This is a genomic window from Tolypothrix tenuis PCC 7101, assembly GCF_963874875.1.
Taxonomy (GTDB): Bacteria; Cyanobacteriota; Cyanobacteriia; order Cyanobacteriales; family Nostocaceae; genus Aulosira; species Aulosira tenue.
Map to the genome: position 1 here is coordinate 4,729,937 of NZ_CAWNJS010000001.1, position 15,604 is coordinate 4,745,540.

Sequence of the window (15,604 nt, forward strand, 5' to 3'; positions counted from 1 at the left end):
GCTCTCGTCTTTTGAGACATAGATAGTAATTTTTGCGATCGCTCTCATTCTGCCTGGGCATCTTTGTTAACAATGCTTTCATCAAAATTGATCGTAGTTGCATAAGTTTTACATTACTGTTTGATATGAAACTTCCAGCATTTTTGTGATTTTTTACAAGCAGCAGAAAAAATCTACAGACAAGAAAATTGAGATTTTAGATTTCGTCGTGAGCGCTCAGTCGAACGATTTGCGATGCGTGGATTTAAATCCAAAATCCAAAATTGTTTACAATACCCTATCCCATTAGTCCAATAAATCTGGTTCTTCGCGAACAATTCTGTCATAGAGTGGTTGGAAACTAAACCAGCCACCTGCATGAGTTCCAACTTGACTATGGGTTAAAGTAGCAATTTCATGTTCAATAGAAATTGGTTTACCTGCTGCTTCAGCTAAAAGTTGTGCTTGAGCCGATCGCTCAAATGTGATATACCACCAAGCAGCTTCATCTACTGTTCTTCCTACTGTCAAAAAGCCATGATTGCGAAGAATGACAGCTTTTTTATCGCCTAATGCTTTGGCAATTCTTTTACCCTCTGAAGTATCAAGAACTACACCCTTATAATCATCAAAAATGGTGTGGTCTTGATAAAAAGCACAAGCATCTTGAGTTAAAGGGTCAAGTAGACGACCTAAACTTGACCAAGATTTCCCATGCAGAGAATGAGCGTGTGCGGCTGCAATGACATCAGGTCGAGCTTCATGTACTTGAGAATGAATAGCAAAGGCGGCGCGATTGACAGCTGCATCACCTTTCACAACTTCGCCTTCTCTATCAACCAAAATTAAGTCAGAAACACGGATATGGCCGAAGTATGTTCCGAGGGGATTTACCCAAAAATGGTCAGTAAATTCTGGGTCGCGGGCGGTAATATGGCCTGCGATTCCTTCACTGAAACCAAAACGACCAAATAGGCGAAATGCTGCCGCTAGGCGTTGCTTGCGGTAAAGGCGTTCATCTTCAACTTTTGCAAAAACTGGTGGTTGGGGTCTATCAAATCTCGGCATAGTTTTACCCTGATAGTTTATAAGTTTTCTTTGTAAGGTGCATTGGAATATCCAGAACGAAAAGACTTAACGCTTTCTGCTTCTGGGTAATAGTGGTGCCGCAAAATGTTACCAGTATCATTTCCCATCACATGAATCGAGATAGAGGGAGTAAATACTGTTGTCGCTTTGACTGAATGAATATCTCCATCTGGGGGTAACAGACGGTAAATATCACCAGGTTTTACTTTATAAGTACCGAGGTTTTGTAACTGTGCCCGTCCTTCAACATCACCGTTATCGAGGCGACGGTAAACAGTTTCTTCTTGTCTGCCTTTATACAAACCCACTAACCCCCAAGACAAATGGTCGTGAACAGGTGTAATGGAATTAGGCGGAATTACTAAACTAAAGATGGTCAGCGAACGCTCCTGAGAACGATATAGCAACCATTGTCCAATGCCACCGCCTAAACCGCTATGGTGATTAGGTTGGGCGAATTGTTCTGGTAACCAATCTTGTTTTTTTAGAAGTGTTGCAAAATGGGGTTCTAGGGTATTGAGAGTTTCTTGGCGATCGCCTGCTGTGTTAGAGAGAATTTGTTTTGCGATCGCTACAAACTCACGTAAGTCAGGACTATCAATAAACCATTCGTCTGTTGCTAAGGATTCGAGAATAGTTGTATGAGTCATAAAATTCCTGTAATTTAACTTTGGGCATTGATTATTTCTCTTCTGCTTCCTCTGCTTCCTTGTCCTCCTCCCATTCCCTACCTCGTCGCAGTAGTTCCCAAAGGACATACCGAAGCGGCAATATCTACTCGTTTGGGCAGAATTTTTTGCTCTAATAACCAATCAGCTGTTTTCTGAAGCTTGGCAATATCATTAGCATCAGGAAAAACGTAAGATTCAGGGCCACGATTCTTAGTAGCTTGCTTGGCTACAGCTTCTGAAACTTTCAGTTCCTTCACCATAAAATCTGCGGCTGCATCGGTATGCTGATTCAGCCATTCACCATCTTGGCTCAAAGCTGTCAGTGCAGATTTAATTGCCACAGGATGATCCTTCGCCGCATCACCGCGCACAACCATAACGCCGTAGGTTGGTGCAGGATGCGTAGTCGTGATTCGTCGCGCTTTATGTTCTAATTCAGCAATGGAAATGTAAGGTTCCCAAACAGCCCAACCATCAACCGAACCTTGGTATAACGCTGGTGCAGCATCATTTGGCGATAAGTAAACTCGCTGGACTTTATCTTTGGGTATATTTTCTTTTTCTAAAACTTTTAATAACAGGTATTCACCTGCACCCCCTTGGTTTACTGCTACTTTTTTACCAATTAAATCAGCAGGTTTACGGATATGAGAATCACCACGCACTAAGATAGCACTACCTAAAGAATCAGCTTTAGGACGCTGTACAGAACCAATACAGAGTGGTTGTCCAGAAGCAATTCCTGAGATGGTAGGAATATCACCGCAACCACCTATGTCTGCACGATTACCATTAAGGGCTGCTAACAGTGTGGCACATCGGTCAAAAGGGCCAGTCCATTCAACTTTAATCTTTTGCGCTGTTAGCTGCTTTTCTAGGTCGCCGCGCTGACGGGAAATGGGAATAATCCCGCCTTTTTGGTATCCCAAGCGAACTACATTATTTTTTTCGGAATTTTGATTGTTACTCACAACTTGTGAAGCAGAATTGGAGTTAGCTGGTGGATTCACAGCCGTTTTTTGACTGCAACCAATAACCATCAAACTCAGATATGCAACAGCAAGTAAAAAACCACGGTTAGAATACGCTTGTTGATAGCGAAAGTTATGCTCTTGTAAATCATTCACCACAATTTATTCCTTCATCTCAATTGTTGAGAGTTGAAGCAGCAGCCGTATTTGTTTAATTTGATAGGCGAAGCCAAATCTACTTAAACTCGATATGTATATCGTAGATTAAAATCAAGCATACCATCTTTTTGATGGACTATATAAGTTCAAGCCAAGATTTTTTTGATTTACGGCATTACCATAAGCAGAAATCTTTAGATATAAAGGTTTTTGTGAATTACTTGAGTCAATACTACAAGGGATAGCGTTTTGAACTCAAAATAGCTTTTGGGAAAAAGGTTAAAGGTTAAGGGTGAAAGGTTGTTTCTTTCCCTTGAACCATTCTCCTTTTTCCCCTTAACCAAAAAGTATTGGCACTTGGATATAAGGTATTATGGCTAGTAGGTGAATCAAACTAGCGTTGTCGGTGAATCAATATTCACGCACAAACTTCACCTGTATTAACTACCCATTGACGCTACCTTTTTTGCAGAATCAGGGTTGGCGAAATAAGTATTTTTTACAAATATTAAAAAAACTACATATTTTTTTAATATCTATTTTTTTTTGATTCCTGCTTCAATGTGCTTGAACAGAAAAATTTATACTCTTTTAAGATGCTGAGAAAAAATATAAATTTTCCTCTCAGCATCTTTTTAGATAGGAAAATTTTGGCTGGTAAAAGGCAGACAGCTTGCTCAAACGACGAGATAGCGTGGAATGGTCTGGTACTTCTAGCTCAATTCCCATAAGCGTGAACTGTGATTCTAAAAACCCCTCTGCTTGTGTTTCAAGCACTTATGGGATTAATTCACAACCAAACCGAAGAGACAAATGGTGATCACCTGTAATTTTCTGGCATCATCTGAAGAGCGATGATAATAGCATATAAACTTACTGATGTTGATAACAGGGTTTTTAGGAAAAAAATTAAGATAGATCTCACCACTTTATAGTGATTGCAGAACTGTTCAGTCTACTGACAGTTACAACATTACAAAACTTTTCTCGCTAGTTTAGCGCCTATTTGTCATACGTTGAAATACTAATTGAGCTATTTTGGGAAAGATTTTTTCGTCCAAAGCATAGGCGCGATCCTCAGCAAAGACTACGAGAATATAAGCAGTTTTACCATCTTTGGTCGCTATGTATGCAGCTTCTTGACGAGAGCTAGAAGTCCAACCCCCTTTAGCACCAACATAAACATCTATTGGTAGAGACTCGCTGAAATATCCGTGTACAGGATTGAAGTCGTTGGAATCTTGCTGGTCTTTTTTTTCAATTCTGGTGGTAGGCTCTATTGATAGTAAGTTAGCCATTTTTTTACTATAAGCAGGAGATATAGCCTGCCCAGTGTAAATTTCATACAAAAGTCTAGCTGCTTGCTGTGTAGTGATTGTATTTTTAATTGAATATTTAGGATTACCCCGCATTTTTAAATCAAAACCTTGCGGTTCGTACATTTTTTTATGCGTTATAGGAAATGTTTTTTGACTAATATTGATTTTTTCATATCCTGCTTGCTGAAAAAATTTATTCATAATATTTCGCTTTTCTAGCCAATTTTCATAATATATATTTCCTACATTTTGGGTTGATTGTGTATGAGTAACTAAATCTATAATATCACTGGCAGCATTGTTATCAGATTGCTTAATCATCGAAATTAAGAGTTTGTCAAATTTCGACTCTAACCAAATACCATTATTTATCTGAGAATAGGAGTATACCATCCAAAACATTTTGGCTACGCTAGCAGGAAATCGTGGTTGCTTCTGCTGATATCCTGCAATTTCACGCTTATTTACATCAAGAATAGTAATAGAAAACTTATTTTTTGGTAATCTTTGAGAAGTTAGAATTTTTATAATTTCATTAATGGTTGATTGTAATTTTTCACTTTCTTTAAAAATTGTAGGTTTGCTGACATTATAAGTTAGGTCAGAATTATTAGATTGTGTTTGAAAGGTAGGCTTGGATAATAGCACTGCTTGATTAACAACTGGCAAGACTATAGATGTAGGAGGAAAATTAGGTATTTCTGGAGGCATCATAAATTTTTACACAAATATTTAAAGCTTGTTATGAGTGCATTAATAGTTTTTAGAGTAAATATAAACCTCGTCTAAGTTGAGAACTGAAGTTTTTCAAAAGGGAATGCTTAACAGGCAACAGTGCAGGATTTGGGAATAAAACCCAATTCTAAAAAACTAGCGGTTTCAAAGTAGATGTGGTTTAAATCAATATTTAATTTTTTAATGTGGTACGCCTACTTTTGCCAAACATATAGTGTATGGAAAAGGGCAGTAGGTTTGCAAACTTAATGAAATTTTCCAAACGCAATAATCAGAGTGTGGGTTCGGGCATAAAGTGAAATTTTGCATCTAATCACAGAAATTCGCTGGCTTCTGTGCAATCTTGATTACATTTTATACATAAAATTCTGAAAGGTATTCACCTTAACTGTCTGAAACCCTTTAGAGCAGAGGTTTGTAGCCTAAATATTAGCCTCTATCTCAAAATATTTTTAATAAGGGTGCAGGGGAGAAAGAAGAAGTTTTAGGCATATGAACGAAAGAAATAGAAATTCCCCTCTACCCCTCTGCAATCCATATGCTGCCTACCCTTCAGCTTAACAAGCGTACCATTCGTGCTTGCAGAGAGCTAAATATTGCCCCACTTTATTGCAAGTGTTTTGCGATGGAACTCAGGCTACACATTAAAAAGGCTTAAAATGGTATCTCGCCTCAATACCGCAGAGAGTTGATGTTATAAGCGTGAGGATCATTTTTAAACTATACGGTTTAGTTTTATCCTGGTATCAGCTACGCTATATTTAGTCCTAGTTCTCAAGTATGAATACTTGCAAGAGTTAAGCAATATTATGTAAATTTGCAGAACAAATGATAAATCTGTTGATAGAACTCTAGAAATATTCAGAGCAAGAGCGATCGCATTTATACGCTTCTCTGATTCAATAATGTAGTTGTAACAGGAGTGACTATGGACAAGCAGATATTACAATTTATCCCCCAAAGGTCTCATGTGGCACAGTCATAAGTTCATATGATGGCAGAGACTATATAGATGCAAAAAGAGACATAATGATTACCAAATGAGCCGATCATAGCTGATTTTCCAATTTACAGCCATTTTCATTTAAATAGGCTATATTGTGGAGAAGTTTTCTAAAATAATTTACGTACTCACTCTGCAGTTCATGTAATCAATATTTCTTATAGACATATGTAGTTTTCCCATTGGCAATCACAGATGTATCAAGCTTGTAGGAAGCATTGTGTATTTGGGAAGAGTGACATTGGCTTTAAGTTGGGTTTGAGTTAGTTTCACTAATTAGCACTGGTGAAAATATTAATGCCAAAATCAGAACAAGTAATGAAATTAATTGTAGGAGATTAATTGATGAGATACGAGTATAAACTTCAAATAGCGATTTTAAGCTTAATACAGAGTATAACCAAAGCACTGAGTTTATATATCTTTACATAATTTATTTTTCAGCAGATCTATTGAATCATTACCACTTAAGGTCAGACTGATTGCTGTTTTGCAGTTTCTTATAACACTCGTAATAGAATGAGGATAAATTGATGAACCCTGAAGGAAGAAAAACATTTAACTCGCGTTTAAGTATTGATCAGAGAATCCAAGAGATCTACGAGGCACCAGAAACCACTAGTCCTTCACCAAGTGGAAATGGGCAAACTCAGCAAACAACATCTACGCCAAATCAGACTGAATACCAAAAGAAAATAGCACTCATTAAGTCGCAGGCAAAGTTAAATGAACTGAAACAGAAATATCCTCATATATTTCCACAGGGACAAACTCTAAACCCACCATCAGCTTCTTCTCATCCGTCTCCTAGATAAGCTTTTCTCTTAGGGAGAAACAATAAGCGGTAAGGGTACAACAATGTTGTGCCCTTATGGAAAAGCTGTATTTATACAATTGAAAATGGCTAGGATTAATACCTGGGAACGAAGCAATAGGTAAAAACTAAAAATCAACCAATTTATAAGATTACAGAAAATAAAATTATGCATTGGGTTGATACTTTTTTGAAATACCTTAAGCACTATTTCGCTACAGTTATATCTCAACTAGTAATAAATCATCATTTCAAATTTGGAAACAAATATGGAGCGATTTATTTTCGCGATATTTGCTTTTATTTTCAAAATCTACTTTCAAATTCTGGGTCGAATTTTTGGGTGGATTGTCAAATTAACTGGGTGGACATTTTATCAGGCATTCAAAGCTGTAGGTACTTCTGTCAATAGTAAAAATGTTTTAATTCTTGGCCCAGGAGATTTGCTGAAACCATCTGTGAAATATCAAGAACTATTTGATTACTCACAAACTGCTAGTAAACAAGAAGTATGTAATTTTTTCACAGGTAACTTGAAAAATGGCGATTTTTGGCTAGGTAGATATGTAAGTTTTCGCAATAGCAAGGCATCTATTTCTGCGGATATTTGGCTTCCTAATGAGTTCTTACATCAGCATGTACTGATTGTTGGCGCAACTGGTTCTGGTAAAACAGAGCTGTTGTTGAAATCTGCACAAAATTTAATGTTGAAGGGCAACTTAGTTTGCGTTGATGCTGCTGGTTTTTTGGGAGATAGACTAGCGGGTTTAGCACATAGTGCAGGGTCAAGATTAGTGTGTTGGGATTTAAGTGCAGCTCGAAACCGAACAGTGTGGAACTTTTTAGAGGAGTTAGAAAAATTCGGTAAAGAGAGAGAAATTAGAGCGATCGCAGAAGCTATATATGGCAACTATAACGATACAGATCATAACGCTGCCTTTTGGAAGCGAGACATCATGTGGCTGACAGCCATTCTTGGTGTCGTTGTGGAAGCACGAAGACAAAAGCTGATCCAACTAAACCCCAGTGATTTAGCTGATTTAGTTACAGATCGGACTGGAATCCAGACATTGTTCAGTCACCTACCTAATGCTGCTAGTCAGTGGGGATCTGATCTGTTTTCCTATATGAGTCTTCCTGACGACCGCTTTGGACTGGATATCAGCTTTTTACAAAATAAATTAAGTCCTTTCAAAGACCCAAACGTCAAAGCAATTTGTGATGGCTCTAGCAATATCTTTTTACTGCCAGCTTTAAACGGTACTGTAAGACATACTCTAGTTGTTGGTCAATCATTGGCAGATGGTAAGTTTGGCTCTTGTTTGGCAGCGGTGATGATTAGCTATGTGATGAATGTGATGTACCGTCGGATGAACAATCCTAAACATAACTGGACTCCTACTTATGTCATATGTGATGAAGCTCCTCGCTTGAAAAATCTTGATTATGAAGAGCTAACTGCCATTGGTCGTAATGCGAAAGCGAGTGTTTTTCTTATGTGCCAATCTATTGATCAGTTTCCTGAAAAAACGATGGCAGCACTAAACAATTGCCGAACACAAATATTTTTACAGGGAGTAAGTCACAAAACAGCAGATTGGTTGAGTAAACAGTTAGGTGAATATCAAAGACAAGTGATGAGTATGTCTTTTCAGGGAGTGTTTGGTTCTAGTCCTATTAATCAGAAAAATGTGAGTTACGAACGGATATCTGTTTTGGGAATTAGAGAAGTTAGTAGCCGACCCTTAAGCATTTTACCAAGTGGATTGAGTGCTATTGTTCGGATTAATACAGCAGCTAGCCCAACAACTAAACCTTTTTTGACAGATTATTCAAGCTAAATTCAAAAACCGTAATTTTACTTAAATAATTATTTTATCGTTTTCAAAATTCATTGATATTAATGAGGTTTTTATTATGCTAATTGCATATTATCAAGAAAGTTAAGGGGAATCAATGTGGGAGTAGTTTATATAGGCGACCGCTCTACTGGAAAAACACACTTAGCAATGGAGTTAGCTAACCCTAAAAATGAATATATCAAGATTGTTAACCAAGACTATGATTTTCTGAAATCTAACCTTAGATTTGATGAATTTTCTGGAAAAATTGCACAAACTGAGGTCATTATTGATCGCTATCTCGATATTCAAGTACGACTACCCACAGGTAATAAACAAGTGATTGTGGATTGGATAGATACACCAGGAGAAGTATGGCGAAAAAGCTGGCAAACAGATAATCAAAATGAGTGGAACAGATTCTTGGACACAATCCGCCAAAGTGAAGGTATTTTGCTCATACTCCCACCGCATCGGGGGTTGAATTTTCAAGCAGGTGTAGATGTAGATCAATTTCTAACTCAGCAGCAATGGTGTAATAGATTTGATCGCTGGGTTGACTTTTTCCGTCAAGATTGCCCTAAAGCTAGACATATTGTCATTTGTTTAAATAAGGCGGATATGTTTTGTAATCTGCGAGAAGAAGCTTCAAAGCTTGCCTACAATCCAAATGGCGGATCAATGAATTGGCAACAACGCCATCTATATAGTCTGCAACGGTACTTCCGTCCTATTCAATCGCAATTAGAACAAATTAATAAAAGTATCTCTGGTTTATCAATTCGTTGCTTTATTACATCAATTTATAATCGTTCTTTGTTAGAACTTCCTTGGATATATTTAGGTAGTTTTTTAAGTAAATAAGAAGGTTAGAATCAAGATGGGGAACATTCGTGTTATTGGCCCAAGAAGTTCAGGTAAAACTACTTATCTAGCTGCCTTAGCTTATCAGCCAGCAAAAGCTAGCCGAAAAAATAATAACTTTCAAATTCAAGCTCTTAATGATGATACAAGAAAGTTAGCAGAGAAAGCTGAAGGTATTATTGTGGAAGCTGCATCTTTAGAACCTAGTATTACTCAAGTAAGAACAATTGATGATTTAGCCGTCTACTCATTTAATATAGAAGTAAAAAATAGATTTAGTAAAGAAAAACTTACATTAGCTGTTAGAGACTATCCTGGAGAAATATTTGATGAACTAGAACATGGTTCATCAAATCCATTACATCAAGAATTTATTGATGAATGCTTAACAAAAGATGTGAGTGGTTGCTTAATTTTGCTAACGGAATGGAAACAAGGAACTGACAAAACTTATAGCCGAGTACTACAACGCTTTACTGAATTAATGAATAGCCATGACAGAGCTAATGATTTACGCCTTGCTGTGGCTATGAGTAAGTGTGAACGAGGGGAACTCTGGCCAGGCCGTTTAGACCCAGAGATTGATTTATTTGACGTACATCTACCCAAAACTAAAAGTATTTTAAAAGATAAAATTCCTGCTAAAAATTTACATTTTTATGCCATATCAACATTTGGAGTACTTGGGCGCAATAACCCTCGTCCTAACCGAATTGAAGAGTGGGGGACTGATGGTAGAAATTCAGTTTTGCGAGATCCAAATCGTTGGCAACCCTATGGCTTGATTTCCCCCCTCTATTGGTTAAGTACAGGTAAGAGGATGAGATATGATGCGTGATTGGTTAAAAAAATACACTGCTTCTGAAGCCTTACAGAGTAGTGCAGTGGTGCGGGTAATAGGCGATCGCGGTTCAGGGAAAACTGCATATATGGCTTCTTTAGCACGCTGGCCCAATGCTGATCCTAAAAGCCCTGTGCAGACTGTTACCCCTGTAGGTGAGGCAGGAGAAGAGCTAGTTGCTAAAGCACAGAATATCCTCGAGCAAGGATTACAACTAGAACAAACAAGACTTGATCCTAATGCATCTGATACAAAAGATTACACCCTTAGTATTACCCTCAAGGGTCAGCTTTCTTGGAAGAATCCTAAAGCCACAATTGCTTCACAATTAGTGAATCTCAATATCAGTTGCAAAGACTATGCTGGAGAGTTTTTTACTGATCTTTTGCAACAATCAGGGAACTCAAAGCTACAAGATTATATGGAAGATTGCTTACAAGCTACAGGCATCATGTTCTTAGTTGATGGCAACAGCAAACGCAAAGATTTTGAATATGCAACAGCTTTAGATAAGTTTCTAACCGCGCTTGACCGTACAGATATTAACGTTGGGTTGAGAAAAATTGCCTTGGTGCTAACTAAGTGCGAACAGCCAGAGTTATGGGTCAATCGGCATAGGCCGGATTTTCTAGCAGAGGCTTGCTTTCCTCAAGTCTGTAGAAAGTTGAAAACTTGGCAGCAAATGGGAGTAGGTAGAGTGGATTACTTTACTGCTTCAGCTTTTGGAATGTTAGGGCAAAATTTTCCCGAACCCAATATGAATTTACTTGGTCGTGGTCGTGATGGTGTGGCAGCAGTCATCAAAGACCCTAAACGTTGGCGGCCTTTTGGCTTAGTGGCTCCAATTTATTGGTTATGTACAGGCGATCGCCATAAGGAATTAGATAAAGGTTAAGGGTATGAATCCATCAACGATTGAAATTCACGAATTTAGTACAGGTATTCGCCCACAGCAAACTGCTGATGGCGGTTGGGTATCGTTAGGCTTCACTGGACAGTACATGAATGTCACAATCGAGCGCATTCCTGAAGCTGTTGAGCGATCTATTGCTAATCGTGAATTTGCAGTAGCTGAAGGTGCTTCCAGCGACAAACCAGCAATTATCGGTCGGGTGCTAGGAACAGGAGAAGATATTTGGTCAGTGGTGGCTATAGTCACACGAGGACGCGATGAAAAAGGTCGTAGTGCTTCTATGTATCGTTATCTCCTCTCTAATGGATCTGACGGCTATAAAAACCTGCGGCTTATATTGGCTTGGTGGGAGGATCAAGAAACTCCTCTTACGTTTAACCCATTTGATATTAGAGAGTTAGGGAAACCTAATATATGTGACGTTGCTTTAGTTTCTACCCGGTTCCGACCCCAACCACAAGAAGCCACAAAGATTAATGTAGATATACCAGAACCAATATTGCTCTCACCAGAACAGCAATATGATTTACAAACTATCAACACCTTAGCATCTAAAAAATATAAGGCTAATAAAAATGGTCAAGCTCTTTCTTGGGCATTTAATGTAGAGGCTCTAGAAAAACCAGAGCGTTTTCAGGTGATTCAAGCTGCTTCGACACGGGCTTATCAAATTTTGCAAAAAGCCATTGCTAACACTCCTAAGGTCTTAGCACCAGTTGTAACAGATGAAGAGGCTCTTAAGTCTGCAATTCGCGGTTTAATGAATAGTTCCCAGGTGAAACCGGAAAATGTGAAAGTAATTGCAGATGCTCTAGCAAATGACCAAATTACCTCAGCATATTGGCACACCCTGTTTGATGCACAAGGAGCTAGAACCGCAATTGAGCAAAAAATTTATAGCCCACAAATGGTGAGGCTAATTACCCTCAGAGCAATGGTGATTCCAGAAACTATATTAAAGTTTCTAGTTTGGTTGAATATCAAATCAGGTCAAAAACCTGATGACAATCAAACTATTTCTCTAGAATTTCAAAAGGCTATACGCTCTTATTTGCCCAAAGAAAAACTGGCTGACAGTATAAAATTTCTTTTACCTAAATTGCTGAATCAGCCTCAAGAAATTACTCCAGAATATATCCATTGGTTACTTGTAGAAAAAGGGAGTGCTTGGGAGTCATGTCGTAAAGAATTTATTAATGATATTTTATATGACTTGCAATTAATTTCCGATCATTTTAAGACAGCAAATACTAAATCTAATCTTCCTTCTCAGCTTTTGAAATGTCCAATTGAAACATGGAAACTTTTAATTAGTAATTGGAGTCCCGTCTATTCGGGTTACTATAAACTTAAACAATACAATTATATTGCATGGTTATTTGAGCAGTTAGGAGAAAATTTATTAGCAGGTTATTTTTATCAAATTAGTCAGGGTATTGTACCAAAAGAGGTATTTGATAAAATTGCCGTTAAACAAACAAATACATCTGAACCTGTTGTTTTTGATTTAAATTTGAAACGAGATGTTAGTTTCGTTGAAGGTATTATATATTTTTTATTTCAGGAGTTTATTGTGCCAATTCAAATAGTAATTCTTCTATCTATTTTAATCTTTTTTAGTGGTCTATTGGTAGGTTCAAAAGTTTTTCCAGAAACAATTTCCGAGAGCAAAACGGACAATAATATTCCATCAAATAATACATCAATAAAATCATCACAAGGTAGCACAGGCTATATTGATGAAGCATTAATAAAAAAAGCAACCAATAAACAAAATTTTGATAAGACAAATAACTCTATTGAAACAATTGTTAAAGATATTAACAATAAAAATAATTTTATAAACCGTGAAGAAATTATTGCGGCTATTCAAAGTGTTTTGAATGTAAATATTGATTACGATAAAGCTGTTAGAGAAGAAAAATCTGATGAAAGAAAAAAAATAGTTAGGGCTATATATAATTATCAAAATTCTTATATTTTCTCAAGAGATCCAGATGGTATTTTAGGACAAGAAACGATTAGAGCATTAGAAACAAAAGTCAAAACGACCTTAAGTAATAGTCATCAAAAAACAATAAAATGAGAATTTACCTTTACATATTAGCTGGCTTAACATCAGCATTAATTGGTTGGAGTTTGGGTCAATTTTTTCTTACTGATATAAGACTATTCAATGAATTTCCTGAAATTACCCTATTTCCTTGCATTGCCATTTCTCTAGCCTGTGGGATGGTGATGAATGAAATATTTATCAGTAACCCTACAAGACCTAAACTCAGCTTTCGTATTGCCAAAACTCCTCTGTTAATAGCCTTGGGTTTAGGACTTCTAGCAGGCTTAATTGCTGGTGGTATATCCCAAATTCTTTTCTTACCGCAAATTCGCGTTCCTACTCCAATAGTAAGAACCATTGGCTGGCTCTTAATTGGTAGTTCTGTTGGCCTTGCGGAAGGGTTAAGTTGGCGGTGGCATAGTATGGAAGCCGGCGACCCCAAACGCTTCTGGCAGCGTTTCAGAATCAGTGTGATTGGTGCTAGCACTGCCAGCTTATTTGCTGCTGTAATTTTTGAAATCATTCGCACAACTTTAGGCGGAATGCCTAGTGAGTTCAAAGCTATCGAAGATCCCTTAGGTTTTTCTATTTTGGGTTTGTTGCTTGGGTTAGTATTCAGCATTACTAATTCACCCAGCTATCTAGGTGCGTTGAGGGCTGGTACAGGCTTTGAGTACACAGGCCCTAACTATGAAGATGTTGATCCTCAATTACAACCTGTTAATAAAAGTTTTCCCTACATTGATAAATCTCTACTCAAATTTGTCAATGATAGTGAAGCTTATGAAATTGAAGAAGGTCTATCAATTCAATTACCTGGGACAGGCAAAATTAGAATTGGTTCTGCTGCCAATAAGTCACATATTTATATTCCTGGATTACCTCTACACGTTGCCGATTTAATTTTAAAAAATAGAGAAGTATTGCTATCTCCTAACCCACAGTATTTCTCTACTATTGAACTGAATGGTCAACGTTTAAGCTCTCGCAAAGATATTCGCTTAAAACATAACTATGTTTTAACGTTTCATCCAGCAAATAAAAATAGTAATCATGAAAACAAAACATACCGCTTTATCTACTACAATCGCTTCCTTGACCCACAGGCTTAGTTTGTCACTCTTAATGATAGCTTCTCTAACTTCTCCTAGTTGGGCAAATGTAAAAGTAGCCGAAATTGTTAGAAAACCTGTGGTTAATGATGACAAAATAACTATTCGGATCAAGGTTAAAGGTGAAGAAGATAGACCCGCAATGGGTCTACAGGACACGGATTTCAAATTACTTGTAGATAAAAAAGAAGTTAAATTTAAAACCCAAGACTGGAAAAGCCCAGAAGAAAGTGTACCGCCACCTGCTTGGATTATAGTCCTACTGGATTTTAGTGGCAGTATGAATCAGCCCGATAGTAGAGGGGGCAAAAAAATTGTAGGGGCAATAAATGCTATCCGTCAATTTACTAAAGTATCAAGTGAACGTGGTGGTAATACTCAAATAGCTATTGTTCCTTTTGGTAAATCTAGTATTTACTGTAAACAAGGCTATCCTATTAGTAATGAAACCCTTGATAAATTTTTTATAGCAAGTGATTTTAAGCTACAAAATAATCTTGATTATATTGCCAGTTTAACTCCCTGTGCTTCTACGAATCTCTACGAGCCACTGATGAAGGCAGTCAAGTTTTTAGCTAATACTAAAGACCCTCGTTTTTACTTACTTGCAGATTCTCCCGAGCCACAGCCTCGACTTTCGATTATTTTACTATCTGATGGTTATCACAATGCCTCAAATGAAGAGCAGGATTTTCAAACTTTAAGTACTCTGCTGAAAAGGAATAATAATATTACTGTGCATACCTTGGGTTATGGTTTAACACCAGAACAGCTAGGTCAAAAATATAAACTTGGTAAAGCAGCAACTCGTGCAAATATCGGTAAAGGTGCAGGGAAAGTTCCTGAAGAAGAGTTTGTAGATAAAAAGCGGTTAGCAGAAATTGCTAAGTTAACTGGGGGAATTGCCGAGTTTTCTGGAGATGCAGAAACTATTGCAGAAAATCTACAGCTATTCCTGAATGCATTATTAGGGGAGTATGAAATTACCTACACCCAACCCAATGCAGAACGAGGTTCCAAGCATGATGTACAGGTTGAGGTGGCTTCTAAAGGAGCTACAGCAGTCAAATCACAACCACAAAGTTACACGATCCGCGTATTTGGGCGATCGCTTCCCTTAACAGTTCGACTAATAATGCTGGGATGTATTTTTATGGCTATAGGACTCGGTGGTGTAGTGCCATTTTACTTCTGGGGACAATACTTAAAGCAAGAGGCGTTAAGGGATTAATTGCTT

Annotated in this window: 13 protein-coding genes; 8 read left to right on the forward strand and 5 right to left on the reverse strand. The window is 37.5% G+C overall.

Annotated features, from left to right (window positions below; genetic code table 11):
* Window positions 1–285 precede the first annotated feature (285 nt).
* The 5 genes from AACU25_RS18920 to AACU25_RS18940 form a co-directional block, all read right to left on the reverse strand.
* Window positions 286–1,047, reverse strand: coding sequence for a class II aldolase/adducin family protein (locus AACU25_RS18920; RefSeq protein ID WP_096578217.1), 762 nt, complete (start codon window positions 1,045–1,047; stop codon window positions 286–288).
* Between the two features lie 17 nt (window positions 1,048–1,064).
* On the reverse strand, window positions 1,065–1,718 hold the full coding sequence (locus tag AACU25_RS18925) for a cysteine dioxygenase family protein (RefSeq protein ID WP_096578218.1): 654 nt from the start codon (window positions 1,716–1,718) through the stop codon (window positions 1,065–1,067).
* Between the two features lie 77 nt (window positions 1,719–1,795).
* Window positions 1,796–2,869 carry an aliphatic sulfonate ABC transporter substrate-binding protein gene (locus AACU25_RS18930; RefSeq protein ID WP_321206574.1) on the reverse strand — a complete coding sequence of 358 codons (1,074 nt, stop codon included), beginning with the start codon at window positions 2,867–2,869 and terminating at the stop codon, window positions 1,796–1,798.
* A 624-nt stretch (window positions 2,870–3,493) separates the two neighbouring features.
* Window positions 3,494–3,646 carry a transposase gene (locus AACU25_RS36980; RefSeq protein ID WP_199347159.1) on the reverse strand — a complete coding sequence of 51 codons (153 nt, stop codon included), beginning with the start codon at window positions 3,644–3,646 and terminating at the stop codon, window positions 3,494–3,496.
* A 218-nt stretch (window positions 3,647–3,864) separates the two neighbouring features.
* Entirely contained in the window at window positions 3,865–4,902 is a 1,038-nt protein-coding gene (locus AACU25_RS18940) for a serine hydrolase (protein WP_096578222.1), read from the reverse strand.
* 1,557 nt (window positions 4,903–6,459) lie between these two features.
* Here AACU25_RS18940 and AACU25_RS18945 point away from each other — a divergent pair.
* From AACU25_RS18945 to AACU25_RS18980, 8 genes are all read left to right on the forward strand, one after another.
* Window positions 6,460–6,741 (forward strand): hypothetical protein, encoded by a 282-nt coding sequence (locus AACU25_RS18945; protein WP_096578224.1) that lies wholly within the window; start codon window positions 6,460–6,462, stop codon window positions 6,739–6,741.
* Window positions 6,742–7,009: 268 nt separating this feature from the next.
* Entirely contained in the window at window positions 7,010–8,581 is a 1,572-nt protein-coding gene (locus tag AACU25_RS18950; RefSeq protein ID WP_096578226.1) for a type IV secretory system conjugative DNA transfer family protein, read from the forward strand.
* Between the two features lie 117 nt (window positions 8,582–8,698).
* Window positions 8,699–9,445, forward strand: a complete 747-nt coding sequence (locus AACU25_RS18955; protein ID WP_096578228.1) for a hypothetical protein — start codon at window positions 8,699–8,701, stop codon at window positions 9,443–9,445.
* Between the two features lie 16 nt (window positions 9,446–9,461).
* Window positions 9,462–10,283, forward strand: coding sequence for a TRAFAC clade GTPase domain-containing protein (locus tag AACU25_RS18960; RefSeq protein ID WP_096578230.1), 822 nt, complete (start codon window positions 9,462–9,464; stop codon window positions 10,281–10,283).
* Window positions 10,273–11,181 carry a hypothetical protein gene (locus AACU25_RS18965; protein WP_096578232.1) on the forward strand — a complete coding sequence of 303 codons (909 nt, stop codon included), beginning with the start codon at window positions 10,273–10,275 and terminating at the stop codon, window positions 11,179–11,181. The genes AACU25_RS18960 and AACU25_RS18965 overlap by 11 nt, the downstream gene beginning before the upstream one ends.
* A 4-nt stretch (window positions 11,182–11,185) precedes the next feature.
* Window positions 11,186–13,285, forward strand: a complete 2,100-nt coding sequence (locus tag AACU25_RS18970; RefSeq protein WP_096578234.1) for a hypothetical protein — start codon at window positions 11,186–11,188, stop codon at window positions 13,283–13,285.
* Window positions 13,282–14,367, forward strand: coding sequence for a hypothetical protein (locus AACU25_RS18975; RefSeq protein ID WP_096578236.1), 1,086 nt, complete (start codon window positions 13,282–13,284; stop codon window positions 14,365–14,367). Before AACU25_RS18970 ends, AACU25_RS18975 begins: the two co-directional genes overlap by 4 nt.
* Entirely contained in the window at window positions 14,309–15,598 is a 1,290-nt protein-coding gene (locus AACU25_RS18980) for a vWA domain-containing protein (protein ID WP_096578238.1), read from the forward strand. Before AACU25_RS18975 ends, AACU25_RS18980 begins: the two co-directional genes overlap by 59 nt.
* Window positions 15,599–15,604: the final 6 nt, after the last annotated feature.